This window comes from Bacteroidota bacterium, assembly GCA_038746285.1.
Lineage (GTDB): Bacteria > Bacteroidota > Rhodothermia > Rhodothermales > JANQRZ01 > JANQRZ01.
In genome coordinates this window covers 16269-42184 of record JBCDKT010000034.1, presented here as the reverse complement: position 1 = coordinate 42184, position 25916 = coordinate 16269, and the positions used below count along the sequence as shown (strand labels likewise).

The window sequence follows — 25916 nt, the reverse complement described above, 5'->3', positions numbered from 1 at the left end:
GAATCCACGCCACGATGGCACCGCGTGCCGACGCTGCATGGATTCCCGATCTGGGTCGGGAATGACTCGGTTTCGGGGCTTGTGACATCAGAACGGCGTTTCTGCGCTGTCTGAGGAGGTCAAGTTGCTAACAAGCTCTAGCGAGGTCAGGGAGAAACCTCGCGTCGTCCCGACCCGTCCCACGCCAGACTTCTCTGGTTCCGCGTCTATGTCTGCCTCTGATCTCCGTGCGCCGCGCCGGCTGCTGCTGCTCTTCGGCGCGCTCGTTGCTGCCGCCAACCTCGTCGGCTGGACGATGGCGGACTGGATGCGCTACGGCGAGTGGACTACGACCGGCATCGAGCGGGCGGTGTTCGTGCTCTGCGCCGTGCTCGCGCTCTACATCGTGCTCCGCCTCGCGCTCCTCGTGACGCACCAGGACACGGTCAAACCCTGAAGTCGCGCACCGATGCTGCCTGGCTCGTCTGGTTCGGTTCGGCTCGTGGCACTCGGCCTCGCGGGGGTGGTTCTGGTGGTGCTGGCCCCGCGCCTGTTCGCGCTCGACGCACTGAGCTGGTGGGTGACGGTGGCCGTGGGGGTGGCGATAGGGCTAGCCGTCACCGTGCTCGGGTATGCGAAGCGGGATTCTACCGAAACGCACGGCGACCAGCCAGACGAATAGGGACCCGGCAGTCCGTTCAGGGGTTATACTGCGCTCTGCTCGGAAGCGCTTTCTACACCTACCGACCCGGACTGATGACTGACGACCAGACTACGCTCGAAGCTCGTCCCAGCGATCTCGCCGAGTACAAGTCGGCCTACGAGAAAGGCGACGAGGCCGGCCTCGACCCGCGCTGCATCCCGCACGACCTCGACGGCGACCCGCCGCTCGGCGACGCCATCGCCCCGCCGACCTACCCCGAGGGCGACCACGAGACGTGGAACTTCCTCTTCAGCCGGCAGCTGGACCTCCTGCCCGGGCGGGCCAGCGAGACCTACCTCGACGGCGTCGAGCGTCTCGGCCTCGGAGCCACCGGCATCCCCGCGCTGCGCGACCTCAGCCGCGTCCTGACGCGCGCGACCGACTGGACCATCGCCCGCATCCCCGGCCTCCTCCACGAGCGCGACTTCTTCCGCCTCCTCTCCGAGCGCAAGTTCCCCTCCACCGACTACATTCGCGGCAAAGAAGAGCTCGACTATACCCCCGCGCCCGACATGTTCCACGACATCTTCGGGCACATGCCGACGCTGACCCAGCCGGCGTTTGCCGACTTCTACCAGCTCTTCGGCCAGGCGGCGCTCGATGCGAAGGGCGTGGACCGGCAGAGCCTGGAGCGCTTCCACTGGTTCACGGTCGAGTTCGGTCTCGTCCAGGACCCGTCGGGGTACCGCCTCTTCGGGGCCGGCATCATGTCGTCGAAGGGCGAGGTGCTCAACGCGCTCTCGGACAACGTGGAGCACCGGCCGTTCTCGCCGGAGGGCGTCGTCAGCCAGGACTACGACGTGTGGCACCTCCAGCCCATCCTGTTCGTCCTGGAGAGCTTCGAGCAACTCGTTGAGGAGTTCGAGGGTTGGGCCAAAAGCCGCAAGCTGCTCTGAGTGATGGAGGCCCCGCTGCTCCGGTTCGTTTACGCTGCCAATATCCTGCTGGCGGGCAGCGTAGGCTGGTCCAGCCTCTTCGCGCCGGACCAGGCACAGAACAGCGTGTTTGCAGGAACCGCGTCACCGGATGCAGCGCTCGGCGTGGTGGGGGCTTTCTGGTGCACCGTGGCGATTCTCTCGGCGGTCGGACTGTTTTTGCCCGAGCAGATGGCCGTCCTGCTCGTCGTACAGTTGGTCTACAAGGCGCTCTGGCTCCTCGCCTTCGCTATGCCTGCGTGGCGTGCCGGCGAGGCGGCCGTGCCCAGCGGCGTCGCGGTCAGCTTTGCACTCTGGGTGGTAGTCCTTCCGTTTGCGATTCCGTGGCGCACGCTTTTTACGCCGGGATAGGACGGAGGCACTTCCGCATGCCTGCGCTGTTTTCTGCGAAGGCTACGGCAATATCAGGCCGCCGCCCTTGTTTATGTCGTGAGCGCGTTATTACTCTACGGCATAGCCCATCCCATCTCTGCTATGACTACCACTCCATCTCACACGCCTGACGATCAGGAACGCCTCGTCGTCGAGGTCCACGGTCACGTGCAAGGTGTCGGCTTCCGGTACTTCACGCGCGGCGTCGCCCGCAAGCTCAACATTCGCGGCCTCGTCCGCAACGACCCCAACGGCATCGTCACGGTCGTCGCCGAGGGGCCGAGCGAGGCCCTGAACGAGTTCCTGAGCGCGCTCCACCAGGGGCCGGACCTCGCCGAGGTCGACGAGGTCGACGAGTCCTGGGAGGCCGCCCGCGGCCGGTTCGACGGGTTCTCCATCGAGTACTACTAGGCACCGCATGGACTACCGCCGCGCGCTCGTCCTCGCCCCCCACACCGACGACGCGGAACTCGGCTGCGGCGGCACGCTCGCCCGCCTCCTCGAGGCCGGCACCGAGGTCCATGTGATGGTCTTCTCGACCGCCAGTGACTCGCTCCCGGCCGACGAGCCGCCGGACACGCTCCGCCGCGAGTTCGCCCAGGCTGCCGAGACGCTCGGCATACCCGAGGCGCACCGCCACGTCTACGACTACCAGGTCCGCCGGCTCTCGTACTCGCGCCAGGAGGTGCTCGAAGAGATGGTCAGCGTGCGGCACCAGGTCGAGCCGGACCTCGTGCTGCTGCCTTCGGGGCACGACCTTCACCAGGACCACCAGGTCGTCCACGCCGAGGGGCTGCGGGCGTTCAAGGACGTGACGGCGCTGGGCTACGAACTGCCCTGGAACCACGTCACGTTCGACGCCCAGGCGTTCGTCACCCTCGCCCCGCGCCACCTCGACGCCAAGTGGGCGGCGCTTCAGGCCTACCGGTCGCAGTTTGAATTGCAGCGACCGTATTTCTCGCGGGACTTCGTCGACGGCCTTGCCCGCGTGCGCGGCACCCAGGTCAAGGTCGAGATCGCGGAGGCGTTCGAGGTCGTCCGGGTCAAGTGGTAGCCGCGCTCCGGGTGCTCGTCACCGGGGCCGGGGCCCCCGGCATCCGGGGGACGCTCTACGCGCTACGCGCCGGAGCCGGCGACCGGCCGCTCGTCACCGTTGGGGTAGACCTGAGCGAGCAGGCGGTCGGGCGGTACCTCGTCGATGCCTTTCACCCCGTCCCGCCGCCGGAGTCGCCAGGCTATCTCGACGCCCTCCGCGCCGTCTGCCGCGCCGAGCGGGTCGACCTCGTCCTCCCCCAGACGACCCGGGAGACTGCCGTCCTCTCGCGCCACCGCAACGCGTTCAGCGAGGCGCGGGTGATGGTGAGCGGAGCCGAGGCGGTCGAGGCCGCCAACGACAAAGGGGCCGTGCTGCGTGCGTTCGACGGCCTCGGCCTGCCGGCTCCCGCGTGGCACCTCGCCCGGAGCGAAGCCGGCCTCGTCGAGGCTGCCGAAGCGCTCGGGTATCCCGACGTGCCGGTCGCGGTCAAGCCGCCGGTCTCGAACGGGATGCGCGGGCTCCGCATTCTGCGCGAGGCCGCGTGGGACGCCCGCCGCTTCCTCACCGAAAAGCCGAACGGGGTCGAGGTCTCGCTCGGCGACCTCCTCGCCGTCCTCCGGCGCGGCGACGCGTGGCCCGACCTCCTCGTGACGGACTATCTGCCCGGCCCGGAATACTCCGTCGATGCGTTCGCGGGTGACCGCCTCGCCGCAGCGATGCCGCGCCGCCGGGACGCGATCCGCAGCGGCATCTCGTTCGAGACTACGCTCCTGCCGGACCGCGCCGACCTGACCGAGCCGACGCTACGAGCCGCACAGCACCTCGGGCTCCGCTACGCCTTCGGGTTCCAGTTCAAGGAGGACGCAGACGGCGTGCCGCGCGTGCTCGAGTGCAACCCCCGCGTGCAGGGGACGATGGTAGCGAGCGTTTTCGGCGGCCTCAACGCCGTCTGGCTCGGCGTCCAGGAGTGCCTCGGCGAGACGCCCCGTGCGTTGCCGGACTCCCTCCGCACCGCAACCTTCCGCCGCTACTGGGGTGGCCTCGGGATTGTGGACGACGAGGTGACTGAGGTTTGAGGATGGGAGGAATGGGGGGAATGGGGGGAATGGGGGGAATGGGGGGAATGGAATAAAAACCGAGAAAACTACCGAGACTGTTGCGCTCCGCGCCTAGCTTCCGCTCTTCCGCTCTTCCGCTCTTCCGCTCTTCCGCTCTTCCGCTCTTCCATGCTGCCTGACCTCTTCCAGGGCCGCGTGCTCTTCCACTGCCACACCCACTACACCGACGGCACGCCGACGGCCGACGACTACGTGCGCTGGGCCGCGGCGCGCGACCTCGACCGCGTCGTCTTCCTCGAACACATCCGCCGCGCGCCGACGTACGATGTCGGTACCTTCGCCGAGGAAGTCCAGGAAGCGGGGAAGCGGCACGAGGTCCCTGTCGTGCTTGGCTTCGAGGCGAAGGTGCTGCCGGGCGGCGCACTCGACATCGCCGACGAGCACCTTGCCCTCGCCGCTGTCATCGGCGTCGCCGAGCACGCGTTTCCCGAGGACATCACCCTGTGGGACGCGTCGCTCCGAGCCGCTTTTGCTTTTGCCGGGTCCCTGGACGTTCCGGCCGTATGGGTTCATCCGGGCCTTCGCCTGCAGAAGTGGCACCGGCTCGACGCGGAGCAGGCGCGCTACGCGTCGCTCCTCGACGCCGCGCAAGACGCTGGGTTGCTCGTCGAGCAGAACGCCCGCTACCGGCTCGTGCCTGACGACGTGCTGCCGCTCGTCCGGCCGGAGTGTCTCGTCCGGGGCATTGACGCGCACCGGATCGAGGACGTAGAGCGGTTCTTCGCGCCCTAGAATTCCTGCATCATCTTCTTGCCGACGGCGAGCACAGCTTTCGTCGGGGCGAAGCGGGCGGCGGCAGCCATCACCTTGTTGTTGAGGCCGCTGATGACGGTGTGCTCGTTCTCCAGCAGGGCTTCGAGGCCGACGCGGGCGACTTTTTCGGGCGTCTCCGCGGCCCGCCCGCCGGGGACGCCGTCCATGTCGGCGCGCTCGAAGAATCCCGTATCTGTCGGACCGGGGCAGAGGCAGGTCACGGCGACACCTGTGCCCCCGACCTCGGCGTGGAGCGCTTCGGTGAACGACTTGACGAACGCCTTCGTAGCGGCGTAGACGGCGAAGTAGGGGACGGGCTGGAAGGCAGCGGTCGAGGCGACGTTGAGGACACCGCCGGTGCCGCGCTGCAACATGCCCGGGAGGGCGAGCCGCGTGAGCGTGACGAGGTTCGTGACGTTGAGCGTCACCATGCCCTCGTAGACGCCGGCCTCGTACTCCATGAACGTCCCGATCTTGCCGAACCCGGCGTTGTTGACGAGCACGTCGAGGGCGTGCCCCGCCTCGGTGATCCGGTCGAACAGCCCCTGGGCGGCCCCGGGCGTGCCGAGGTCATGGGCAAACACCTCAGCCTCGGCACCCTGGACGCGCAACTCGTCGGCGAGCCGGTGGAGGGTGTCTTCGGAGCGGGCGGTGAGCAGCAGGCGGGCTCCGTCGCGGGCGAGCTGGCGGGCCATCGCCTCGCCGATGCCGCCGGAGGCACCGGTGACGAGGACGGTACGGCTGTGGTAGGAGCGCATGGGAGAGGGGAGCGTGGGCGGCGTATGTTTGAGGGAGATTGTATCGCACCCCAGAAGGGTTGATCCCATGAAAACCCGGCGCACCCTGCTCGACGCAGCGACCGAGCGGCTCGGCGAGGCCGGGATCGAGAACGTGCGGCGCAACGCAGAGTGGATGCTCGAAGGTGCGCTCGGGCTCGACCGGACCTCGCTGCTAACACGCCTCGACGAGCCGGTGACTGCCGAAGAGGCCGAGGTCTTCGAGACGATGATGAGCCGTCGGCTGAAGCGCGAGCCGCTCCAGTACGTCATCGGCCACGCCGACTTCTACGGTATCCGGCTCCGGGTCACGCCCGCCGTGCTCATCCCGCGCCCCGAGACGGAAGAACTCGTCGAGGCCGCGCTCGAGCGGCTCGAAGACGTGCCGAAGCCGTGGGTGCTGGACCTCGGGACCGGTAGCGGAGCCATCGCCCTCGCCCTCAAGCACGAGCGGCCCGACGCCGAGGTCTTCGCCTGCGACCTCTCCGAAGACGCCCTCGCCGTCGCGGCCGAAAACGCCGACCGGCTTGCGCTCGACGTGTCGTTCATCCGCGCCGACATCCTCGCGCCGGTCTTCGCTGAGGGCGTCCCCCCGTGCTTCGACCTGCTGGTCTCCAACCCGCCCTACGTCCCCGATGCTGAGGCGGCCATGCTCGAACCCGAGGTGCGCGACTTCGAGCCGCCGGCCGCCCTTTTCACCGGCGACGACCCGCTCGTGCACTACCGCGCCATCGCCGGCCACGCCGCGCGCGTGCTCAAGCCCGGCGGCCTCGTCGTCGTCGAAACGCACGCGGACTACGCCGACGCCGTCCGCGACCTCCTCGCCGAGAGTGGCTTTGCCGACGCCGGCGTCAAGGACGACCTCGCGGGCCGGCCTCGCATCGCCTGGGGACACTTCAGGTCATGAGTAGGCCGATGCGCGTGCTCCTCTCGTGGAGTTCGGGGAAGGACGCGGCGTGGGCGCTCCACGTCCTCCGGCAACGCGCCGACGTGGAGGTGGTCGGGCTGCTGACGACGCTGAACGAGGCCGCCGACCGCGTGGCGATGCACGGCGTGCGCCGCTCGCTCGTCGAAGTGCAGGCCGAGGCCGCGGGGCTCCCGCTTCGGACAGTCGGCCTGCCGTGGCCGTGCTCGAACGAGGCCTACGAAGCGCGCCTAGCCGACGCCTTCGCTGCTGCTCGTACCGACGGCGTGACGCACGTCGCCTTCGGCGATCTCTTCCTGGACGACGTTCGCGCCTACAGGGAGCGCCAGCTCGAACCGACCGGCCTCGACCCGCTCTTCCCGCTCTGGGGCCGTGACACGCATCTCCTCGCCCGCGAGATGCTGGGTGCTGGGCTCCGAGCCGTGCTGACTTGCATCGACCCGGCCCGCCTCGACCCGAGCTTTGCCGGGCGTCCGTACGACGCGGACCTCTTAGCGGCGCTCCCCGAAGGCATCGACCCCTGCGGCGAGCACGGCGAGTTCCATACCCTCTGTCACGCCGGGCCGATGTTCGTCCGTCCGATCCCCATCGAGACAGGGGAGACCGTCGAGCGCAGCGGCTTCTGGTTCGCCGACGTCCGACCTCGGCACACTCGGGCTGTGTAGATTAGGGAGGCGAGCGGAGTGCCACACTCTCCGGCGCCCTCCGTCTATCATCTGGAGACTCTGTCATGCTACGTGGCATCTGCCTTCCTCTCTTCATCCTCACCGTGGCCTCACTTGGCGTCGCACCGGCCGCGCAGGCGCAGGGCGTCGCGGTCAACTCCGTGCAGTTCTCGCCCGACGGGACGCAACTCGTCACGGCTGCCTCGGACCGCACGCTCCGCATCTGGGACGTGGCTACCGGCGACCTCGCGCGCACGCTACCCGGGCACGACGAGTACGTCGTCTTCGCCGCGTGGTCGCCTGACGGGGAGACGCTCGCCAGCGCCAGCTACGACGGGACGGTCAAGCTGTGGGACGCTGCCACAGGCGCCGAGCGCATGACGCTCCGCGGGCACGAGGGGACGCTGTTCTACGCCGCGTTCTCGCCCGACGGGCGCCACCTCGCCAGCGCAGCCACCGAAGGTGAAGTGATCCTCTGGGATACGGCGAGCGGCGAGACCAAGCGTCAGTTCACGGCGCACGAGGAGGTCACCGCCTCGGCGAACTTCTCGCCCGACGGGCGTACGCTCCTCACAGCCGGCCGCGGAACGCTCCTGCGGCTCTGGCACGTCGGCGACGCCACCTTGCAGCAGGCGTGGTCGCCGCCTGGGCTGACCTTCACGACGGGCGTCTTTGGTCCCGAGGGTCGCCGCGTGGCAGGTGGTGGCAGCAGCGGGACGATCCACGTCTACGACCGCACGACGGGAGAGGGCACCCGGTTGGAGACCGATGTGTTCGTCAACTCGCTCACGTTCGCACGCGGTGGGACGCGCATCGCGGGCGCCTACGGCGACGGCCGGCTCCGCGTGTGGAACGCCGACACGGGCGCGCTCGACTACGAGGTGCAGGCCGACCCCGAGATCGCCTTCTTCGTCGCCGCCTCGCCGGACGGCGGGACGCTCGCGACGGTCGGCCAGGACACACGCATCCGGCTCTGGGACGCCGCCACCGGCGAGCGCCTGCGCGTCATCGAACGGTGACGGTGCCGGGAAGCTGCGCGAGCGTGAGGCGGTACTGCCGGACGAACGCGGGCTTCACGACGGACGCCACGGCCCCCATCACGCGGTAGAGGCGCGGGACCTCGCCGCGCAGCCACCGGCTCGGCCGGAACAGCGGGAACGACTCCTCGACCTGCAGCCCCCACGCTTCGAGTTCGGACACCTCCTCGACCGTCCATGTGACGCGTGCGGTGCAGTGGCGGAACGCGTCGCGCCCGTCCTGGCGTTCGGCGAAATAGCGCGTTGCCGTGTCGAAGAAGACGTGCGCGCCGGGGAAGCGCGCGGCGAGGTCCGCGTAGAGTTTTTGGTTGGTCTCGGCGGGGACGAAGAGCGTGCTCGCCTCGCTCGCGAACAGCACCGGCCCGTCGGTCTCGGCTGCGAGCGCGTCCATCCATTCGGTCTCGAACGCCGACGAGGCAATCGCCCGCCGCCGCTCGGTCTCGTCGAAGAACCGGTGCCAGAGCGCGATCACGTCGGGCACGTCGAGGTCGCGCCAGCGGACGCGCCCGTCGTCGACCCGCTCGAAGCGCGTGTTGAGCCCACACCCGATCTCGACGACCGTTCCGCCGGGGTGCGCCGCCATCCAGCGCTCGACGATCCGGTCGTAGATCCGCGTCCGCAGGACGGCCCCCCGTGCGCTCGGCCCGTCGAACTTGGCGAAGTCGTAGTCGAGCGCGGCGACGATGGCCTGCGCCTTCGGGTCGCGCAGGACCGGCCGGGAGCGATCCATCTCCATCGCCCGCCCGACGAGCGGGATCATCAGCGTCTCCTCGACCGCGCCGAGGTGGCCGGTCGGGACCCGCGAGGCCGAGGCAGGATCGGCAGGCATCTCAGGGTAGGGTGATGCGGAGGCCGGCACCGAGGTGGCGGCCCTCGATGGGGCCGTAGACGTAGGCCGTGTCGAAGGTGTCGCCGAAGCCGGGGGTGCCGTCGTAGTAGCCGACGAGCGGGCTGGGCTGCCGGTAGTCGAAGACGTTGCGCACGGCGACGTAGAGTTGCCCGAGTGTGCCGTTGGAGAGTGTGAGGTCGCGGGTGAGCTGGAGGTCGTGGACGGTGTAGGTCGGCGACTCGGAGCGTAGCGGCTCGCCGGTGGCGGCTTCGTAGGCGATGCGCGTCTCCGGGGCGTAGTCCGGCAGGCGCATCGGACCCGTGAGGCGGGCGGTGTAGTCGACGGTGAAGGCGGCGGGCGCGTCCCACGTCAGCGTTGCCGTGCCCTGGACCTCGGCGGCAAACTCCAGCGGGCGGGTGGTGCCGCCCTCCTCCACGAACACGTCGAGGAGCGTCAGGCCGAGCGTGTAGCGGAGACGCGTGCCGAAGAGCGCCTGCTGCGCCTGAAGTGCGAGGCCGCGCGTCGTCGCGCTGCCGTCGAGGTTGGCGTAGCGGATCTCGCCCGGCACCGAGTAGTCCGGCTCGATCTTGTTCGAGAACTGCGTCCAGAACGCGTCGAGGTCGAGCGTGAGCGGGCTGGTGCCGAGCGGGAGAATCTGCTGGAGGCTCGCTGTCGCGCTGACACTCCGCTCCGGGTCGAGGTTTTCGAGGATGACCGTTGCCCGTCCGCCGGTGTAGGCGGCGTGGTCCTCGGTGAAGAGGTTGACCACCCGGAAGCCGGTGCCGGCGTTGAGCCGCGCCGTCGTGTAGCGCCCGGGCGACCATTTCATCGCAGCCCGCGGCGACGGGATGAAGCCGTGCTCGCTCTGGTAGTCTACGCGCAGCCCGCCGAGGACGCGGACGTTGGCCCCGACGGGCACCTCGTCCTGCACGAACACGCCGGGGATGAACCGGTCGTCCGGCTGGTTTTCGAGGAGGATGCCGGCGTCGTCGAAGACGCCCGTCGCGCCGGACTCGTCGTCGTAGCGGTCGAAGCGGAGCGTAGCCCCGGCGAGGACGTCGTGGCTGCCGAAGACAGTGCTGGACAGGTCGGGCGTCCAGAGCGCCTGGGAGAACGCGTTGAACTGGCGCGCCCTGTACCCCTCGTCGCCGTAGAACGAGTCCTGCCAGTGCCCGCTCGTCGCGGCCTGGAGCGTGAGGTCCGGGCGGAGCTTGACGAGGCCGAGGACCTCGAACCGGTTTGTGCGAATGCTCTCGCCGTAGATATCGGAGGAGCCGCGCAGCCCGTCGGGATCGGCAAGGAACGCCTCGACGCCGTTCGCGCGGTCCTCGTAGTACACCTTCGCCGCGAGGCTGGCCTTCTCGAAGCCGCTGGCGTCGGCGAGGTTCGCCTTGCCGAACAGTGCGAGACGGGTGTCGAGCACGCGGTCGGAGAAGCCATCGCCGTTGTTGTCGTGGAACTCGGGCGCGTGCTGGACGGTGCCGCTGACGAGCGTCGCGAGGCGGCCCCGCGTCGGGACGACCGCGAACTCGCCAGCCAGCTCGGTGTGGGTCGTCCCGAAGGCATTGACGGAGAGCCGCGGTGCGGTGCGCGGGTCCTTCGTGATGATGTTGATCACGCCGCCGAGCGCCTCGGAGCCGTAGAGCGTGGACATCGGCCCCTTGACGACCTCGACCTGCCTGATGAGCATCGGCGAAATCCCGTTCAGCCCGTAGACCGTCGCGAGGCTCGACATGACCGGCATCCCGTCGATCAGGACCGCCGTGTTCGGCCCCTCGATGCCGTTGATGCGGATGTTGTTGGTGTAGCAGACGCCGCAGTCGATCTGCTGGTAGAGCCCGTTGACGCGCTCGACGGCGTCCATCACGTTGGCCGACGGGACCGTCTCCAGAAAGCGCGCCGGCAGCACCTCGACGCGCACCGGCGACTCGCGCAGGCCGACCTCCTGCATCGTCCCGGTCACCACGACTGCGCCCGCCTCGTACGTCGCCGCCTCCAGCACGACGTCGAGCTGCGCCGTATCGCCGGTGACGACGGTCACCGCTTCCTCGGCAGGCTCGAACCCGACAGCAGAAACGGAGAGTGTGTACGTTCCGGCCGCAGGGAGGGTAAGCCGGAAGCGCCCATCGGCGTCGGCGGCGGTGCCGAGGACCGTGCCAGCGACCTGAACCGTGGCGAGCACCACTGGCTCGCCACCCGACGTGACGCGGCCTTCGACGGCCGGCTGCGCAGCGAGCGGGACGGCGAGGAGAAACAGGAGAGCCGGGAGGTGTCTATGGAGCATGGCTGGGTGCCGTCTGGGCTACGATTGCGCGTCCGAGAGGGCCGCGTCGAGAATAGGTAGGAGAGCGTCGGGTTCGAGGAAGCCCGTGACGCGGCCGAGCACGGCCCCGTCGGGCGCGAGCAGGACGAGCGACGGCGGGGCCTCGACGCCGAGCCGCCCAGCCCACGCGGCCGGGCTGAGCCGGTAGGGGCCTACCTGCTGCTTGCTGTCGCGGTCGTCGAGGTCAAGCCGGGCGAGTACGAACCGCTCGAAGCGCGCGCGCACGGCGGCAGCGGCGAACGTGGTCTGCTCGATCCGGTGGCACGGCGCGCACCAGTCGGCGTGCGCGTAGACCACGATGGGGCGGTCGGTCGCGGCGGCGTCCGCGAACGCCCCCGGCAGAGTCGTCCACGGCAGGTCGGCCTGCGGTTCGGGCTGGGCCGAAGCCGCTACGGCGAGCAGGAGCAGTATGAGTGTTCGGCGAATCATGATTTTAGGACAACCTAAAACAAACTCTGGTTCCTGTCAAGAGTATCTTGGTGTGCATCCTAATTATCTGTCATGTCTCCACACACCCAGGCCGTCGAGGACTACCTCAAGGCGATCTACGACCTCGGGCGCGGCGCGGCCGTCGCCACCTCGGCCCTCGCCGAGCGGCTCGGCGTGACCGCGGCGTCGGTCACCGGGATGGTCAAGAAGCTGGCCGAGATGAACCTCGTGACGCATGAGCCTTACCGCGGGGTGAGGCTGAGCGAGGCCGGACGGAAGATTGCGCTCGAAGTCATCCGCCACCACCGGCTCATCGAGGCCTACCTCCACGAAGCGCTCGGCGTCCCCTGGGACCGCGTTCACGCCGAGGCCGAGCGGATCGAGCACGTCCTTTCCGAAGACCTCGAGGCCCGCATGGCCGACGCCCTCGGCAACCCGACTGTCGATCCGCACGGCGCGCCGATCCCGACGCTCGCGCTCGAAATCGAGGAGCGCGACGTGACGCCGCTCGCCGACCTGGAAGCTGGGCAGCGGGGGACGGTCGCCGAGGTCTCGGACCACGACGCCGACCTGCTGCGCTACGTCGGCGGTCTCGGCCTCTACCCACAGACCCCGGTCGCGGTCGTCGAGGTCGCCCCCTTCGACGGGCCGCTCACGCTCGACGTCGGCGGTACCGAGCAGACCGTCGGCCGCACCGCCGCCCGCTTCGTTCTTATCACTGATATCCAGGACGCCTGATGCCTCGACTTCTTTGCTGCGCTCTGCTTCTTCTCCCGCTCGCTGGCTGTGGACCCGACGCCGGTCCTCCGCAGGACGATCTCAGCGAGCGGCCCGTCCGCGTCGTGGTCACAACGAGCATGATCGCCGACCTCGCCCGGCAGATCGGCGGCGACCGCGTCGAGGTCGAGGGCCTGATGGGGCCGGGCGTGGACCCGCACCTCTACAACGCCAGCGAGGGCGACGTGCGCCGCATGACCGATGCCGACCTGATCTTCTACAACGGCCTCGATCTCGAAGGCAAGATGGCCGACCTCCTCGACCGGATGGAGGACCGGGCGACGGCTGTGACCGACCAGATCGACCGGGCGCTCTTGGACACGCCGCCCGAGTACGAGGGCAGCTTCGACCCGCACGTCTGGATGGACGTCTCAATGTGGAAGACAGCTGCGGCGGCGGTCGGCGGCCGCCTCGCCGCGCTCGACTCGGCGCACGCCGAAGCATACGGTCAGCGTGTTGGGGCGTACGCGGCACAGCTCGACAGCCTCGATGCCTACGTGCGGGCGGAGGCTGCGCGCGTCCCCGAAGGTCAGCGCGTGCTCGTCACCGCCCACGACGCCTTCGGCTACTTCGGCCGTGCCTACGGCTTCGAGGTGCGCGGCCTGCAGGGCCTCTCGACCACGGCCGAGGCCGGGACCGCCGACGTGCAGAACCTCGCCCGTTTCGTCGCCGAGCGGCAGATTCTGGCGCTGTTCGTCGAGTCGTCGGTGTCGGAGCGCTCCATCCGGGCCGTCCGCGAGGCCGTCCGGGCGCGGGGCTTCGAGGTCGAGATCGGCGGCAATCTGTACTCCGACGCGCTCGGCGGCGAGGGGTCGGGTGCAGACACCTACGTCGGCATGATCCGCCACAACGTGGACACGATCGTCGGAGCGCTCGCGGGCGAGCCGGTCGCCGGGCGGTAGCGCGATGCCGAACGCCATCGACGTCACCGACCTCACGGTCGCCTACCGCGACCGGCCCGTGCTGTGGGACATCGATCTCGCCGTGCCCGAGGGCGTGCTGATGGCGATCGTTGGGCCGAACGGGGCGGGGAAGACGACGCTCATCAAGGCGATGCTCGGCCTCGTGGACGTGGCCGCCGGGCAGACGCTGATCTACGGCGAACCCTACGCCCGGCAGCGCTCGCTCGTCGCCTACGTCCCGCAGCGCGGCTCGGTCGACTGGGACTTCCCGACGAGCGTGCTCGATGTCGTGATGATGGGGCTGTACGGTCGGCTCGGCTGGATCCGGCGACCCGGCAAGAAAGAGAAGCAGGCGGCGCTCGAAGCCCTCGACAAAGTCGGGATGCGGGACCTCGCGGACCGGCAGATCTCGCAGCTCTCGGGCGGGCAGCAGCAGCGCGTTTTCCTCGCCCGTGCGCTCGTCCAGGATGCTCAGGTCTACCTGATGGACGAGCCGTTCCAGGGCGTCGATGCCACGACCGAGCGCGCGATTGTCACCCTGTTGCAAGAGCTTCGGCAGGCGGGCAAGACGCTCGTCGTCGTCCACCACGACCTCCAGACCGTGCCCGAATACTTCGACTGGGTGCTGCTCCTCAACGTCCGCCGCATCGCCGCCGGACCGGTGGATGAGGTGTTCACCGAGGACAACCTGCGGCTAACCTACGGCGGGCGGATTCCGTTTGTGAGTTCGTCTGTGGTCCGTAGTTAGTTGTCCGTGGCTTTTCACCGACGAGAGTTGTGCTATGGCTAAAAGTGACTTCGAGAATCTGCGGGTGTTTCAGATGGCAGAACAGCTTGCGGACGAGGTGTGGGAAGTCGTAAAACCGTGGGATGGATTTGCGAAGCGCACCGTGGGCCAGCAGATCGTGCGGGCAGCCGACAGCGTGGGGGCTAACATCGCAGAAGGGGCCGGACGTGGCACCTACGCCGACAACAAGCGATTCGTTCGGATCGCCCGCGGCTCGCTCTACGAAACCAAGTTCTTCCTCCGCCGCGCCTACAAGCGCAGCCTGCTCACCAAGGATCAGGTTGAGGCATTGCGCCCGCTCATCGAAGACCTCGCCCCAACGCTCAACGCCTACCTCCGCTCTATCGGTCGAACCAAGAACCACTGACCACCCACCACTGACCACGGCCCCCCGTGCTCCACGACCTCCTCTTCGACTACACGCTCCGCACCGTCGCGCTCGGCGCGGCGACGCTCGGGATCGTGAGCGGGTCGCTCGGGACGTACGCCGTGCTGCGGGGGCAGTCGCTCCTCGGCGACGCGATCAGCCACGCGGCGCTGCCAGGAATCGCGCTCGCGTTTCTGCTGACCGGGAGCAAGGCCCCGCTCGTGCTCGTCGTAGGGGCGGCGCTTGCGGGGTGGGTCGGGACGCTCGCCGTGATGACAGTTGTGCGCCGGTCGCGGATTCCGTACGACGCGGCGCTCGGCCTCGTGCTCTCGGTGTTCTTCGGGTTCGGGCTTGTACTTCTCGTCTCGGTGCAGCGGCTGCCGGGCGGGAATCAGGCAGGCCTCGATACATTCTTGTTCGGGCAGGCGGCGGCGCTCGTCGCGAGCGATCTCGTGGTGATGGCGACGCTCGGTGTGGTTGCGCTCGGCGTTGCGCTCGTGTGCTGGAAAGAGTTCAAGCTGCTCGCTTTCGATGAGCAATTTGGCGCGGCCCTCGGCTTTCCGATGCGGCGGCTCGACATCGTCCTGACGACGCTGTTGGTCGTCGCAATCGTGATCGGGTTGCAGACGGTCGGCGTGGTGCTGATGAGCGCGATCCTCGTCGCGCCCGCCGCCGCGGCCCGGCAGTGGACCGACCGGCTCAGCGGGGTGATGGCGCTCGCTGCCTTCTTCGGTGCCCTCGCCGGTGCCGGCGGTGCCATCCTCAGCGCGACGACCGCCCGCCTCCCGACCGGCCCGACGATTGTCCTCTTCGCCGGTGCCCTCGTCGTCGTCTCGCTGCTCTTCGCGCCCGGCCGGGGGCTGGTGGCGGCGTGGCTCCGCGCCCGGCGCAACCGGACGAACCTCCGCGAGATCGGCGTCCTCGAAGACCTCTACACCCTTGCCCTCCAGCACCCGGCCGAGCCGCAGCGTCCACACCCCGTCGCCACCCTCGAGACGATGACAGCGCGGCCCGAGAGCGTCGCCGCCGGCCTCGACGCGCTCGCGGCCCGCGGACTTGCCAAACCGGTGGACGACGGCTGGACGCTGACGGACCGGGGCCTCGCGGCGGCGCAAGCCTTCGCCCGTGTTCCAGCGAACGGAGGACAGAGGACAGCAGACCGAGGGCAGAGGACGAGAAACCAGAAATGGGAAACCAGAAGCGAGAAACCGGGAGCGTGACCTCTACACAACTCGAAATTCAGCTCATCGCGGCCGTGACGGCGGCGGCGTGCGCGCTCCCCGGCGCGTTCCTCGTCCTCCGCCGTATCTCCCTCATGAGCGATGCCATCAGCCACGCGATCCTCCCCGGCCTCGTGCTCGCGTTCTTCGCAACCGAGAACCTCGCTAGCCCCCTCCTGATCGTCGCGGCAGCCGCGACGGGCATCCTGACGGTCGTCCTCATCGAAGCGCTCAGCCGGACCGAGCGCGTGAAGGAGGACGCCGCGATTGGCATCGTCTTCCCGGTCCTTTTCTCGGTCGGCGTTATCCTGATCGCCCGCTTCGCCTCGGACATCCACCTCGACGTGGACGCCGTGCTGCTCGGCGAACTCGCGTTTGCACCGTTCAACCGGTTCGAGGTCGGCGGCGTCGACCTCGGCCCGCAGGCGCTCTGGGTGATGGGACCGGTCCTCGCGCTCAACCTCGTCTTCCTCGCGGTCTTCTTCAAAGAACTAAAGCTCTCGACCTTCGACGCGGGGCTGGCTGCGGCGCTCGGGTTCGCGCCGGGCGCGCTGCACTACGCCCTCATGACGCTCGTCTCAGTGACGGCCGTCGGTGCCTTCGACGCGGTCGGATCGATTCTCGTGGTCGCGCTGATGATTGCGCCGCCGGCGACGGCCTACCTCCTGACCGACCGGCTGACCGTGATGCTCGGCCTCAGCGCGGGCATCGGGGTGCTCGCGGCGATCACCGGCTACTGGACAGCTAACCTCTTCGACACCTCGATCGCCGGAGCGATGGCGACGATGGCGGGCGTCGCGTTTGCGCTCGCGTTCGCGTTCGCGCCGGAGCGCGGCCTCGTCGCCCAGGCGCAGCGGCGGCGCAGCCAGCGCCGGACCTTCGCCTCGACCATGCTGACGGTTCACCTGCTCCACCACGAGCACACGCCGCAGGAGGCGCGCGAGTGCCGCGTGCCGCACCTCCAGGAGCACCTCCGCTGGTCGCCCGACTTCGCCCGCCTCGCCGTCGACGCCGCCGTGCGCGACGGCTATGTCCTGCGCGACGCCGACCGCCTCCGCCTCACCGATCCCGGCCGCGCCTGGGCGCAGGAGTCGATGGTGGACTAGCAGGCACGTCTTGCCGACTACCGGAACCGTCGGTAGATGTCGCGTTGGTGGAGGAAGCATAGAACGATCACCGTCTCCTCTTCCAGCTTCAGCCCAAGGCGGTAGTCACCGATGCGGAGACGATAGTAGTCGCTCCAGCCCTGCATTCGCTCCAGCCCTGCATTCGCTCCACGTTCGCCAGTGTACCGAGCGCTTCAGCATCCTCAATCTGCTCGAGAGCTTTCTGGAGTCGGCCGAGTAGCCTTGCGTCGCCCTTGAGCTTCTTCAGGTCGCGCTCGAAGCTCTCGCGGAAGACGACGTTCAAGAGCGTCCCTCCAGCAGGTCGAAGATCCGCTCTCGGCTGACCTCGTCGGTCGTCTCGCCCTCGCGCATTGCCTCGCCGAAGGCGAGGTCTTCCAGCACGTCCGCGACGATAGCTTCACTCAGCGCCTCGTTGAGCGCCTGCTTGAGTGCGCCGCTGGAGAATACAGGGTCGGACATGGAAAGCTGGAGAGGGTTGGACTAGCTCGCCTCGCGCTGTTGAGAGGCGGTAGACTTCTGCTCCCGGACGCGGCGGACGATCGAGAGCACGAAGCCGACGCCGAGGACGATCGTCCCGAGCCAGAGGAGGCTGATGAACGGCTTGCGGTAGGCCTGCACCACCACCCAGTCCTCCGGCACCGTTCGCGCGCCTTCGACGACGATCTGCACCGCGTCGTTGTCGACCTGCATGCCGGTGAAGGCGAAGCCGAGGTTCCAGTCCGGAATGCGGACGGGGGCAAACGTCTGGCTCCGGTCCGTGCGGATCACGTAGACCGGGCGCACGGTCTCGGTCTCGCCCGTCGCGGTGTTGGTGACGCTCAGGACCGCCCCGACCGCGAGGTCGAGCGAGTCGGCGGGGAGGTCGGTGACCTCGGGGTCGAGCTGGTACTCGGTGAACTCGACGGTGTAGGCGCCGCCGTCGAGCGGGGCGGTCTCGCCCCGGCGGAGGAGGAGTTCGCCGGGGGCGCTCTGGTTCTGCCCGCCGCCCATCATCGCGCTCGGGTAGATGGCGATGTAGAGGTCCTCGTCGACAAACTTCTCGACGTGCGGCTGCTGGATCCACTGCTCGGAGTCGGACTGGTAGACTACGTTCGCGGTCGTGAACGTCCGCCCAGTCGGCGCGGCCACGTCGAGCGCGTAGACCATGCGGCCCCGGTCGTTGAAGTACTTGCCCTCGTAGCCGACGGTCCAGCCCTCGACGGTCTTCTCCTGGCCGAGCTGGAGGATGAAGTTGTCGCGGTCGCCGCGGAGGTCGGCCCCATGGCCGTCGGTGAGCGGGTTGTTAAAGATGGAGGACGAGAAGATGCCGAGCAGCATGAGGGCGAAGCCGACGTGGGTGACCGAGCCGCCGGCGAGCTTGAGGTTGCCGCGCGCGATGCGCCACAGCACGGACCCGTTGCCGTAGAAGGCGAAGAACGACGCGAAGAGCAGGAGCAGCAGCATCAGGCTCTGCCCGTAGCTCGCCCAGAACGCCTCCAGGCCGCCGCCGAGGCCGGCCTCGATGGCCTCCACCGACTCCGCCGCCATGAGCGGAGGCGCGCTCGTCGTCACCGGGACGAACGGGGTCAGGACGATCACGGCGGCCGTCGAGACGACCGTCAGCGCGAGGGGCCGGAGGAGGGCCCGGTTCACGTTCTCGACCGTCATCTTCTTCCACCAGAAGAGCTGCCCCAGCCCGGCGAGGCTCGCCGTGATGACCGCGAGCGGGAGCGTCCAGTTGTTGTAAAACGAGATCGCCACGCCGGCCGGGTTGTCGCGGAAGATGCGCCCCAGGATCGGCGCGCTCGTCCCGACGATGATGACGAGGCCCATCAGGCATAGCGTCAGCGCGCCGGTGAAGATCATCGACTCGCGGCTGAGCGTGGCCGGCGGTCGCTGCGGCGCGGGCAGTTCGCGGTAGCGGTAGGCGAAGAGGCCGAACCCGACCACCCCCATCGTCACGATCCAGATCAGCAGTTGGTTGTAGAGCCCGAGGTCGACGAACGAGTGGACGCTCACGTCGCCCAGAATGCCGGAGCGCGTGAGGAAGGTCGAGTAGACGACGAACATGAACGCGGCGATGCTCAGGATGAGCGCGCTCTTGTGCCCGGCCGCGCTCCGCTTCTGCACGATCATCGAGTGGATCGCGGCGATCCCGAAGAGCCACGGGACGAGGCTCGAGTTCTCGACCGGGTCCCACGCCCAGTAGCCGCCGAACGAAAGTGTAACGTACGCCCAGTAGCCCCCCATCACGATCCCGACGCCGAGCACGAGGTTGGCGAAGAGCGTCCACGGCAGCGCGGGCTTGACCCACTGCGTGTACTGCCGCGTCCAGAGCGCCGCCACGGCGAAGGCGAACGGCACCATCATCGACGCGAACCCGACGAAGAGCGTCGGCGGGTGGATCGTCATCCAGTAGTTCTGGAGGAGGTCGTTGAGGCCGTTGCCGTCGGGCGGGACGTAGCCCGCGACCTGGAGCACGGGCGCCTCGGGGAACTTCGCCGCGAGCGTCTGGAACGGCGAGGCCCCGATCTCGAGTCCGCCGAGCTTGAGGCCGACCACCATCGAGAGCAGGAATGCCTGCCCGAGCGCGAACACGGCAAGCACCGGCGGCTCGAACGTCCGCCTCAGCTCTGCGTCGCGGCCCGTCGACGCGCGCGACCCCCACCGGACGAGGGCGACCCCGAGGAGCGCGTTGAAAGCGATCCAGAGCAGGAACGAGCCCTCCTGCCCGGCCCATGTCGCTGCAATCGTGAAGTAGGTCGGGAGGTCGTTGCCGGAGTTCGAGTAGACGTAGGCGTACTGGTACTGGTGCGTCGCGAAGAGGTACACCAGCAGCCCGAACGCGGTGAGGCTGCCGCCGACCATCACGAACCACGCGCCGCGCCCGATCCGCTTCCACCAGGCGGCCTCGTCCGGCACGCGCATAGCCTGGACGTAGGCCACGCCGGAGACGATCGTCGCGACGAGGGCAATCAGAATCAGCAGGCTCCCAACGGTCCCAATCATGCTCGGCAGGGGCTAGTGAAACAGAGGACGTTTAGCATACACGTAAGCGGCGCTGGAGACCCGGGTTCACCGTTTTTTGCTCTGGACGCCCGATGCAGCCTACTTCGCGTAGGCGATGCTGCGGACCTCGCGGATCACGGTCACCTTGACCTGGCCCGGGTAGTGCAGGTCGTGCTCGATCTTCTTCGAGATGTCGCGCGCGAGCTGGCTAGCTCGGGCGTCGGAGACGACGTCGTGGTTGACGATGACGCGGACTTCACGTCCGGCCTGGATGGCGTAGGTCCGCTGGACGCCGTCGAAGCCAGCGGCGAGGTCTTCGAGCGCGTTGATCCGCTGGATGTAGTGGTCGAGCCCTTCGCGCCGCGCCCCGGGCCGCGCCCCGCTGATGGCGTCGGCGGCCTGCACAATCGGGGCGAGCGGCGTCGTCATCTCGATCTCGTCGTGGTGCGCCCCGACGGCGTTGCAGACCTCGGGGTGCTCCTTGTAGCGCTGCGCCAGCTCCATCCCGACGATCGCGTGCGGACTCTCGAGTTCGCCGTCGATCACCTTGCCGATGTCGTGGAGCAGCCCGGCGCGGCGCGCCTTGCGCGGGTCGAGGTCGAGCTCGGCCGCCATGAGCGAGGCGAGCTGGGCGACCTCGACCGAGTGCGCGAGCAGGTTCTGGCCGTAGCTGAAGCGGTACTTCATCCGCCCGACGAGCCGGACGAGCTCGGCGTGGAGGCCGTGGAGCCCGAGTTCGATGGCTGCTTTTTCGCCTGCCTCGATGACCTCGTCCTCGATCTCGCTCCGCGCTTTGTCCACGACCTCCTCGATGCGCGCCGGGTGGATGCGGCCGTCCTGCACGAGCCGGACCATCGAGAGCCGGGCGACCTCGCGGCGGACGGGGTCGAACCCGGAGAGGAGCACGGCCTCGGGCGTCTCGTCCACGATCACCTCGATGCCGGTGGCGGCCTCGAACGCCCGGATGTTGCGCCCCTCGCGCCCGATGATGCGCCCCTTCATGTCGTCGCTCTGGATCTGGACGAGCGAGACGGTGTGCTCGACGGCGTGGTTGGCGGCGGTCCGCTGGATCGCCGTCAGGACGACCTTGCGCGCCTCGCGGTTGGCCGTCATCCGGGCCTCGTCGCGGATCTCCTTGATGGCGGCGGAGGCTTCGAGCTTGGCTTCGTTCTCCAGCTCCTCGACGAGCCGGTCGAGGGCTTCTTGCTTCGAGATGCCGGTGACGCTCTCGAGCTTGCGGACGTGCTCGCCGATGAGCCGGTCGAGGCGGTTGTGCTTCGCGGCGAGGGTTTCTTCGAGCTCGTCCACGTCCTGCTCGCGCGCCGCGAGGGCCTGCTGCCGGCTGCCAATCGAGCCGGCGAGCTTCTGCACGCTCGCGCGCAGCTCCTCGGCCTCGGCCCGGCGGCGCTCGGCCTCGGCCTGGAGAGCCTCCGCGGCGTCGAGGGCTTTTTTGGCTGCTGCCTCGCGCTTGGCACTACGCTTGGCCCGGCGCGCCAGCTTCTCCTGCCGGACGTCCAGCTTGTGGCGGAGGCGCTGGTGCCTGGCCTGCTGCTCCGCCGTCTCCGCGTCGAGCCGCTGCCGCTCGGCCTCCAGCGCCTCGCGGACTACCACGACGTGCTGCTGCCGGAACGCGTCGGCTTCCTGCCGCGCCTTCTCGATGAGCGCTTCGGCCTCGCGCGTCGCCTCGTCGAGCCGTTTCCCCACCCACCCCGCACGCGCCCATCGCCCCAGCACCACCCCGACGCTGAGGGCGACGAGGACGGCGACAATCAGGAGGAGGGCAGAGGGGAGCATGGGGGCGTTACCTACAAAAGCGCCCCGGATGCATTGACTTCCGGGGCGCTAGCGCAGGCGCTGCAGGGGCACCGCGCCGAAAAAGGACACCAGCCTACAGCGCGGTGTATGAAGAAGCCTCTTCATGACACAGTGGGTGCCGCTCGGACTCTCGCTCCTTCCACCGCTCCGGCGCTGAGCGCCGAAGCACCGGCGGGTGCCGGTGTGAGGCCTGGAGGTCAAACCCGAAGATAGGCTCCCATTTTACGCGGTGTAAGGCTTCTTTAACAGGAGCTGCAGACCGGTGATGGGGTGTCGCCTCGCCACGCTCCGAATCCTCGGCCTGCGCAGCGAGAAGCACGGGCCTTATATCGAGCAAGCGCGCCCCTGAGTTCCGGCACCTCTTTTTGGATTCGTTGAAAGCCGCCTAGCCGGCCAGCGCTTCGTCGAGACGTTCTGCGAGCGCGTCGGCGTCGGCACCGACAGCGGTGCGGAGCCGCTCGAGCTCGCCCCAGGCGAGGTGCAGTTCCTCGGCAATCGCGAGGGCGCTCAGCACGGCGTGGGTCATGTCGGAGACGCCGGGGACCTCGTTGCGGAAAGCGTGCATCCGCTCGTCGACGTAGGCGGCGACCTCGCGGGTGAGGGCCGCGTCGGCTTCGTCGACGCGCAGCGGGTACTCGTGCCCGAGGATTTCGACGCGGAGCGAGGTCTGGGACATGGAGCGATGTAGTTAGTCGGGCGAGCCGCCGGGAGCACGGTCGGACACAGCCTCGCCGGGCGACGGCTCGGCGAGCATCCGGTCGATGGCCTCGATGAAGTCCTCGACCTGCTCGCGGAGCGCGGCCGGCTCGCCCTCGATCGTGACACCGCCCGCTTCGCCCGCGAGGTCGGCTAGCTCCCCAACTCGGCTGGCGAGCCGGGCGTTCTCGCTGCGCAGCCGCGCGATTTCGGCGGCTGCGCGCTTGACCCGCTCGCGCAAGGTTTCGAGGGCGCGGATGCCGTGGTTCGGGGCGTCGGGTGGAGGCGGAGGCGTGCTCATTGGGGCAGGAAAGGGTGGGGCAGGAATATAGGGTGTGGAGGGTGTGGAGGGTGTGGAGGGTGTGGAGGGTGTGGAGGGTGTGGAATGCAAAGCCAAGAAAGCTACCGAGGCCATCGCGCTTCGCACCAACGCTTATTCCCTCCTCGCCCTCCTTCCCATCCACGCCGAAAAACTCCCGGCCCTACCCACGTAGCTCCGCGCCGTGCTCGCGCCCGAGGCGGTCGACGATAGCCCGGACGCGCTTGTCGACCACCTTGTCTGTCAGCGTCTTGTCGGCCCCGAAGCGGAGCGCGAAGGCGACGCTCTTTTTGCCAGCCTCGATGCGGTCGCCTTCGTAGAGATCGAAGACGCGGACGCTCTGGAGGAGGTCGCCGCCGGCCGTGCGGATCGTCGCGAGGAGGGGGCCGACCGGCGCGGACTGCTCGACGATCACGGCGAGGTCGCGGTCCACGGCGGGCGCGCGGGAGATCGGCGCGTAGCGCGTCGCAGGTCTGGCGGTGAGAAGCCCGGCGAGGGCATTCCAGTTTAGTTCGGCGAAGTAGACCGTCTCCTGCAGGTCCGAGGCCTCGCCGAGCGCGTCCGACGTACGGGCGAGCACGCCGAGGCGCTGCCCGGCGTAGTCGAGAAACAGCCGGTAGGCCGTCCGCTCGTTGGCCTCGGGCCCGGCGACCTCGCCTGTGTCCTCGATCCCGAGCGAGCGGAGCAGGTGCTGCACCACCCCCTTGAGGTCGAAGAAGTCGACGCCGCGCTCGTCCTGGTCCGCCCCGCTGACCTGGGCGGGACCGCTCATCCCGAGGATCAGCGCCGTGTGCTCGTGGTAGCCTTCGATCACGTTCGCCGGACTATCGGTGCGACCGTAGACGTGCCCGAACTCGAAGAAGCGGAGCGCGCCCGCGTCGCGGTTCTGGTTGTAGGCCATCGCCCCGAGCAGGCCGGGGAGGAGGCTCGGGCGGAGCGCGTTCATCTCTCGGCTGATCGCGTTGACCGTCTCCACCGGGTCCATCTCGACGCCTACGAGTTCGACATCGGCGAACGCCGCGGCCGTCGGGGCGGGGATGAGGCTGTTGGTGTAGACCTCGCGGAAGCCGAGCCCGACAAGGTGCTGCCGGACGCGCTCGCGGAGCTGCGCCGCCCGGTCCGGGCGGGGCGGAGCGTAGGGTACGACGGCACCGCCCGGCGTCGGCACCCGGTCGAAGCCCCACAGCCGGGCTACCTCCTCGATCACGTCAATCTCGCGCTCCACGTCCGGGCGGAAGGTCGGCACGGTCGCCTTGAGGTTGGCGCCGGCGTCTTCGATCTGGAACCCGATGGCGGTGAGGAGGCGCTTGACCTCGCCGGTCGGAATCTCGACCCCGAGGAGGCGGGTGAGGCGCGACGGGCGTAGCGTCACCTCGCGCGGCTCGGGCGGAACCGGGTGCGCGTCCACGCTGCCGGGGACAATCGTGCCGCCCGCAAGGTCGCGGATCAGTTCAGCGGCGCGGGCGGCGGCCCACGCTTGCCCGGCCGGGTCCACGCCGCGCTCGAAGCGGTACGACGCGTCGGTCTGCATCCCGAGCGCTTTCGCCGTCGTGCGGACCGAGGTCGGGTCGAAGTAGGCGCTCTCGATCAGCACGTCGGTCGTGGCGTCCGAGACCTCGGAGTTCTGGCCGCCCATCACGCCCGCGATCGCGACCGGCCGCTCGGCGTCGCAGATCATCAGCGTCCCGGCGGGGAGCGTGCGCTCGGCGTCGTCGAGCGTGGTGAACGTCGCCTCGCCCTCGGTCTGCCGGACGACGATCTTCGCCCCGGCGAGGGTCTGGAAGTCGAAGGCGTGGAGCGGCTGCCCGACCTCGTGCATGACGTAGTTGGTGGCGTCGACCACGTTGTTGCGCGGGCGGAGGCCGACGGCTTCGAGCCGCGCCTTGAGCCAGTCCGACGACTCGTCGACCGTCACCCCGCGCACCAGCATCCCGACGTAGCGGTGGCACACCTCTGGGGCCTCGATCTCGACCGCGAACGCCTCGGCCGCCTCGCCGCCCGGTGCCGGAATCTCGACCTCGGGCTTAGTCAGGCTGCCCTCGGTCACCGCCGCCACGTCGCGTGCCACGCCGATGTGACTGACGGCATCGGGCCGGTTCGGGGTGATGGCAACGTCGAGTACCGCGTCGCTCGCCGTCCGGCCTCGCTCGGCGAGGTAGTCGGCGAAGGGCTGCCCAGCGGGTGCGTCGGCGTCGAGCACCAGGATCCCGTCGTGGTCGGTCCCGAGGCCGAGTTCGTCCTCGGCGCAGATCATGCCGTTGGACTCTTCGCCGCGCAGCTTGGCTTTTTTGAGCGTCACCGGCTCCAGCTCGCCCGTCTTCCGCGACGGCAGCATCAGCGTCGTCCCGACCGTCGCCACGGGCACCTTCTGCCCGGTCGCCACGTTCGGCGCGCCGCAGACGATCTGCACGGGCGACCCGTCGGCACTGTGTTCCGGGCCGAGGTCCACCTCGCACAACCGCAGCCGGTCGGCGTTCGGGTGCTGCTGCGTGTAGAGGACGTGCCCGACGACGACGCCCCCTAGATCGCGCCCGTGCGTCTCGACGGACTCGACCTCCAGGCCGAGCATCGTCAGCGCCTCGGCGAGGTCGTCGGGCGCGAGGTCGTGCTCGACGTAGTCCGCGAGCCAGTTGGTGGAGATGTTCATGATGGGTCCTTGGTCACGAGTCCCTTGTCGCGGACTATTTGTTGAACGGCTTGCGTCCACATCGTCTCGAAATCGTTCTTGGAGATGCGGTCGTGGGCGGCTGGGTCGAACTGCATGTCCGAGTCAGTCCAGAAGCCGAGGTTGTCTCCCAGCGGCCCAACGACGACAGGCTGTCCCTGATCGTCGAGGCCGATCTCGCGCTCGGGACGGTGGTGCTTTGGGTCAAGTTCGATCCACCACCGCTGCACACGCTCGTAGTCGCGGGCACTGAAGTCCGGGCTGCCGGCCGGGAGCAGCCTCGCCAGGAAGCGCTCCACGAGCCGCGCCCATTTCGAGGGAACGGTAGCAGGGGTCCAGTCCGTTGCCAGTTGTGTCTCGATGAAAGGCATCG

Annotated in this window: 30 protein-coding genes; 17 read left to right on the top strand and 13 right to left on the bottom strand. The window is 68.8% G+C overall.

The features are described from left to right. Positions 1-208: 208 nt before the first annotated feature. The 8 genes from AAGI91_11785 to AAGI91_11750 all read left to right on the top strand — a co-directional run bounded on the left by AAGI91_11785 (position 209) and on the right by AAGI91_11750 (position 4875). Positions 209-436, top strand: a complete 228-nt coding sequence (locus tag AAGI91_11785; GenBank protein ID MEM1043296.1) for a hypothetical protein — start codon at positions 209-211, stop codon at positions 434-436. A gap of 45 nt (positions 437-481) precedes the next feature. Continuing rightward, a complete protein-coding gene (locus tag AAGI91_11780) occupies positions 482-661 on the top strand; it encodes a hypothetical protein (GenBank protein MEM1043295.1) in 180 nt (59 codons plus the stop codon). A 74-nt stretch (positions 662-735) separates the two neighbouring features. Beyond that, entirely contained in the window at positions 736-1578 is an 843-nt protein-coding gene (locus AAGI91_11775; protein MEM1043294.1) for a phenylalanine 4-monooxygenase, read from the top strand. 3 nt (positions 1579-1581) lie between these two features. Next, the gene (locus tag AAGI91_11770) at positions 1582-1968 is read left to right on the top strand and encodes a hypothetical protein (GenBank protein MEM1043293.1); all 387 of its coding nucleotides are present in this window, start codon (positions 1582-1584) and stop codon (positions 1966-1968) included. Positions 1969-2091: 123 nt separating this feature from the next. Then, the gene (locus AAGI91_11765; protein ID MEM1043292.1) at positions 2092-2400 is read left to right on the top strand and encodes an acylphosphatase; all 309 of its coding nucleotides are present in this window, start codon (positions 2092-2094) and stop codon (positions 2398-2400) included. Between the two features lie 7 nt (positions 2401-2407). Continuing rightward, positions 2408-3043: a PIG-L deacetylase family protein gene (locus AAGI91_11760; protein ID MEM1043291.1), complete on the top strand. Its 636-nt coding sequence runs from the start codon at positions 2408-2410 to the stop codon at positions 3041-3043. Further along, positions 3037-4101, top strand: a complete 1065-nt coding sequence (locus AAGI91_11755; protein MEM1043290.1) for an ATP-grasp domain-containing protein — start codon at positions 3037-3039, stop codon at positions 4099-4101. Before AAGI91_11760 ends, AAGI91_11755 begins: the two co-directional genes overlap by 7 nt. Before the next feature lie 150 nt (positions 4102-4251). Beyond that, positions 4252-4875 (top strand): PHP domain-containing protein, encoded by a 624-nt coding sequence (locus AAGI91_11750; GenBank protein MEM1043289.1) that lies wholly within the window; start codon positions 4252-4254, stop codon positions 4873-4875. Here AAGI91_11750 and AAGI91_11745 read toward each other — a convergent pair. Then, on the bottom strand, positions 4872-5654 hold the full coding sequence (locus AAGI91_11745; protein MEM1043288.1) for an SDR family oxidoreductase: 783 nt from the start codon (positions 5652-5654) through the stop codon (positions 4872-4874). The two genes, AAGI91_11750 and AAGI91_11745, sit on opposite strands and share 4 nt — an antisense overlap. Positions 5655-5721: 67 nt before the next feature. Here AAGI91_11745 and prmC point away from each other — a divergent pair, with 67 nt between their 5' ends. The 3 genes from prmC (at position 5722) to AAGI91_11730 (ending at position 8281) form a co-directional block, all read left to right on the top strand. Continuing rightward, positions 5722-6579, top strand: coding sequence for a peptide chain release factor N(5)-glutamine methyltransferase (prmC, locus tag AAGI91_11740; protein ID MEM1043287.1), 858 nt, complete (start codon positions 5722-5724; stop codon positions 6577-6579). Positions 6580-6587: 8 nt separating this feature from the next. Continuing rightward, positions 6588-7262 carry an ATP-binding protein gene (locus AAGI91_11735; GenBank protein MEM1043286.1) on the top strand — a complete coding sequence of 225 codons (675 nt, stop codon included), beginning with the start codon at positions 6588-6590 and terminating at the stop codon, positions 7260-7262. A 65-nt stretch (positions 7263-7327) separates the two neighbouring features. After that, a complete protein-coding gene (locus AAGI91_11730) occupies positions 7328-8281 on the top strand; it encodes a WD40 repeat domain-containing protein (protein ID MEM1043285.1) in 954 nt (317 codons plus the stop codon). Here AAGI91_11730 and AAGI91_11725 read toward each other — a convergent pair. The 3 genes from AAGI91_11725 to AAGI91_11715 are packed head-to-tail and all read right to left on the bottom strand — an operon-like array spanning position 8268 to position 11880. Further along, positions 8268-9128, bottom strand: coding sequence for a class I SAM-dependent methyltransferase (locus AAGI91_11725; protein MEM1043284.1), 861 nt, complete (start codon positions 9126-9128; stop codon positions 8268-8270). The genes AAGI91_11730 and AAGI91_11725 overlap by 14 nt on opposite strands. A 1-nt stretch (position 9129) precedes the next feature. Next, a complete protein-coding gene (locus AAGI91_11720; protein MEM1043283.1) occupies positions 9130-11412 on the bottom strand; it encodes a TonB-dependent receptor in 2283 nt (760 codons plus the stop codon). An 18-nt stretch (positions 11413-11430) separates the two neighbouring features. Continuing rightward, entirely contained in the window at positions 11431-11880 is a 450-nt protein-coding gene (locus tag AAGI91_11715) for a thioredoxin family protein (GenBank protein MEM1043282.1), read from the bottom strand. A gap of 72 nt (positions 11881-11952) precedes the next feature. Between AAGI91_11715 and AAGI91_11710 the strand changes: the two genes are divergently transcribed. The 6 genes from AAGI91_11710 to AAGI91_11685 are packed head-to-tail and all read left to right on the top strand — an operon-like array spanning position 11953 to position 17039. Continuing rightward, positions 11953-12618 carry a metal-dependent transcriptional regulator gene (locus AAGI91_11710; GenBank protein ID MEM1043281.1) on the top strand — a complete coding sequence of 222 codons (666 nt, stop codon included), beginning with the start codon at positions 11953-11955 and terminating at the stop codon, positions 12616-12618. Next, positions 12618-13559, top strand: a complete 942-nt coding sequence (locus tag AAGI91_11705; GenBank protein MEM1043280.1) for a zinc ABC transporter substrate-binding protein — start codon at positions 12618-12620, stop codon at positions 13557-13559. Before AAGI91_11710 ends, AAGI91_11705 begins: the two co-directional genes overlap by 1 nt. A 4-nt stretch (positions 13560-13563) precedes the next feature. Continuing rightward, positions 13564-14307, top strand: a complete 744-nt coding sequence (locus tag AAGI91_11700; protein ID MEM1043279.1) for a metal ABC transporter ATP-binding protein — start codon at positions 13564-13566, stop codon at positions 14305-14307. 34 nt (positions 14308-14341) lie between these two features. Then, positions 14342-14713: a four helix bundle protein gene (locus tag AAGI91_11695; GenBank protein MEM1043278.1), complete on the top strand. Its 372-nt coding sequence runs from the start codon at positions 14342-14344 to the stop codon at positions 14711-14713. A 26-nt stretch (positions 14714-14739) separates the two neighbouring features. After that, on the top strand, positions 14740-15933 hold the full coding sequence (locus tag AAGI91_11690) for a metal ABC transporter permease (protein ID MEM1043277.1): 1194 nt from the start codon (positions 14740-14742) through the stop codon (positions 15931-15933). Next, positions 15930-17039, top strand: a complete 1110-nt coding sequence (locus AAGI91_11685) for a metal ABC transporter permease (protein ID MEM1043276.1) — start codon at positions 15930-15932, stop codon at positions 17037-17039. The genes AAGI91_11690 and AAGI91_11685 overlap by 4 nt, the downstream gene beginning before the upstream one ends. 17 nt (positions 17040-17056) lie before the next feature. Here AAGI91_11685 and AAGI91_11680 read toward each other — a convergent pair whose 3' ends face one another. From AAGI91_11680 to AAGI91_11640, 9 genes are all read right to left on the bottom strand, one after another. After that, complete coding sequence (locus AAGI91_11680) at positions 17057-17185, bottom strand: type II toxin-antitoxin system RelE/ParE family toxin (protein MEM1043275.1); 129 nt, start codon at positions 17183-17185, stop codon at positions 17057-17059. Beyond that, on the bottom strand, positions 17128-17343 hold the full coding sequence (locus AAGI91_11675; protein MEM1043274.1) for a type II toxin-antitoxin system RelE/ParE family toxin: 216 nt from the start codon (positions 17341-17343) through the stop codon (positions 17128-17130). The genes AAGI91_11680 and AAGI91_11675 overlap by 58 nt, the downstream gene beginning before the upstream one ends. Next, positions 17340-17519: a hypothetical protein gene (locus AAGI91_11670; GenBank protein ID MEM1043273.1), complete on the bottom strand. Its 180-nt coding sequence runs from the start codon at positions 17517-17519 to the stop codon at positions 17340-17342. The genes AAGI91_11675 and AAGI91_11670 overlap by 4 nt, the downstream gene beginning before the upstream one ends. Before the next feature lie 21 nt (positions 17520-17540). After that, on the bottom strand, positions 17541-20048 hold the full coding sequence (ccsA, locus tag AAGI91_11665; protein ID MEM1043272.1) for a cytochrome c biogenesis protein CcsA: 2508 nt from the start codon (positions 20046-20048) through the stop codon (positions 17541-17543). Between the two features lie 99 nt (positions 20049-20147). Beyond that, positions 20148-21842 carry a ribonuclease Y gene (gene rny, locus AAGI91_11660; protein MEM1043271.1) on the bottom strand — a complete coding sequence of 565 codons (1695 nt, stop codon included), beginning with the start codon at positions 21840-21842 and terminating at the stop codon, positions 20148-20150. Positions 21843-22248: 406 nt separating this feature from the next. Then, positions 22249-22539, bottom strand: a complete 291-nt coding sequence (locus tag AAGI91_11655) for a cell division protein ZapA (GenBank protein ID MEM1043270.1) — start codon at positions 22537-22539, stop codon at positions 22249-22251. Between the two features lie 12 nt (positions 22540-22551). Beyond that, positions 22552-22860, bottom strand: a complete 309-nt coding sequence (locus AAGI91_11650; protein ID MEM1043269.1) for a hypothetical protein — start codon at positions 22858-22860, stop codon at positions 22552-22554. Positions 22861-23041: 181 nt separating this feature from the next. After that, on the bottom strand, positions 23042-25525 hold the full coding sequence (gene pheT, locus AAGI91_11645) for a phenylalanine--tRNA ligase subunit beta (GenBank protein MEM1043268.1): 2484 nt from the start codon (positions 25523-25525) through the stop codon (positions 23042-23044). After that, positions 25522-25914: a hypothetical protein gene (locus AAGI91_11640; protein ID MEM1043267.1), complete on the bottom strand. Its 393-nt coding sequence runs from the start codon at positions 25912-25914 to the stop codon at positions 25522-25524. Before AAGI91_11640 ends, pheT begins: the two co-directional genes overlap by 4 nt. Positions 25915-25916 lie beyond the last annotated feature (2 nt).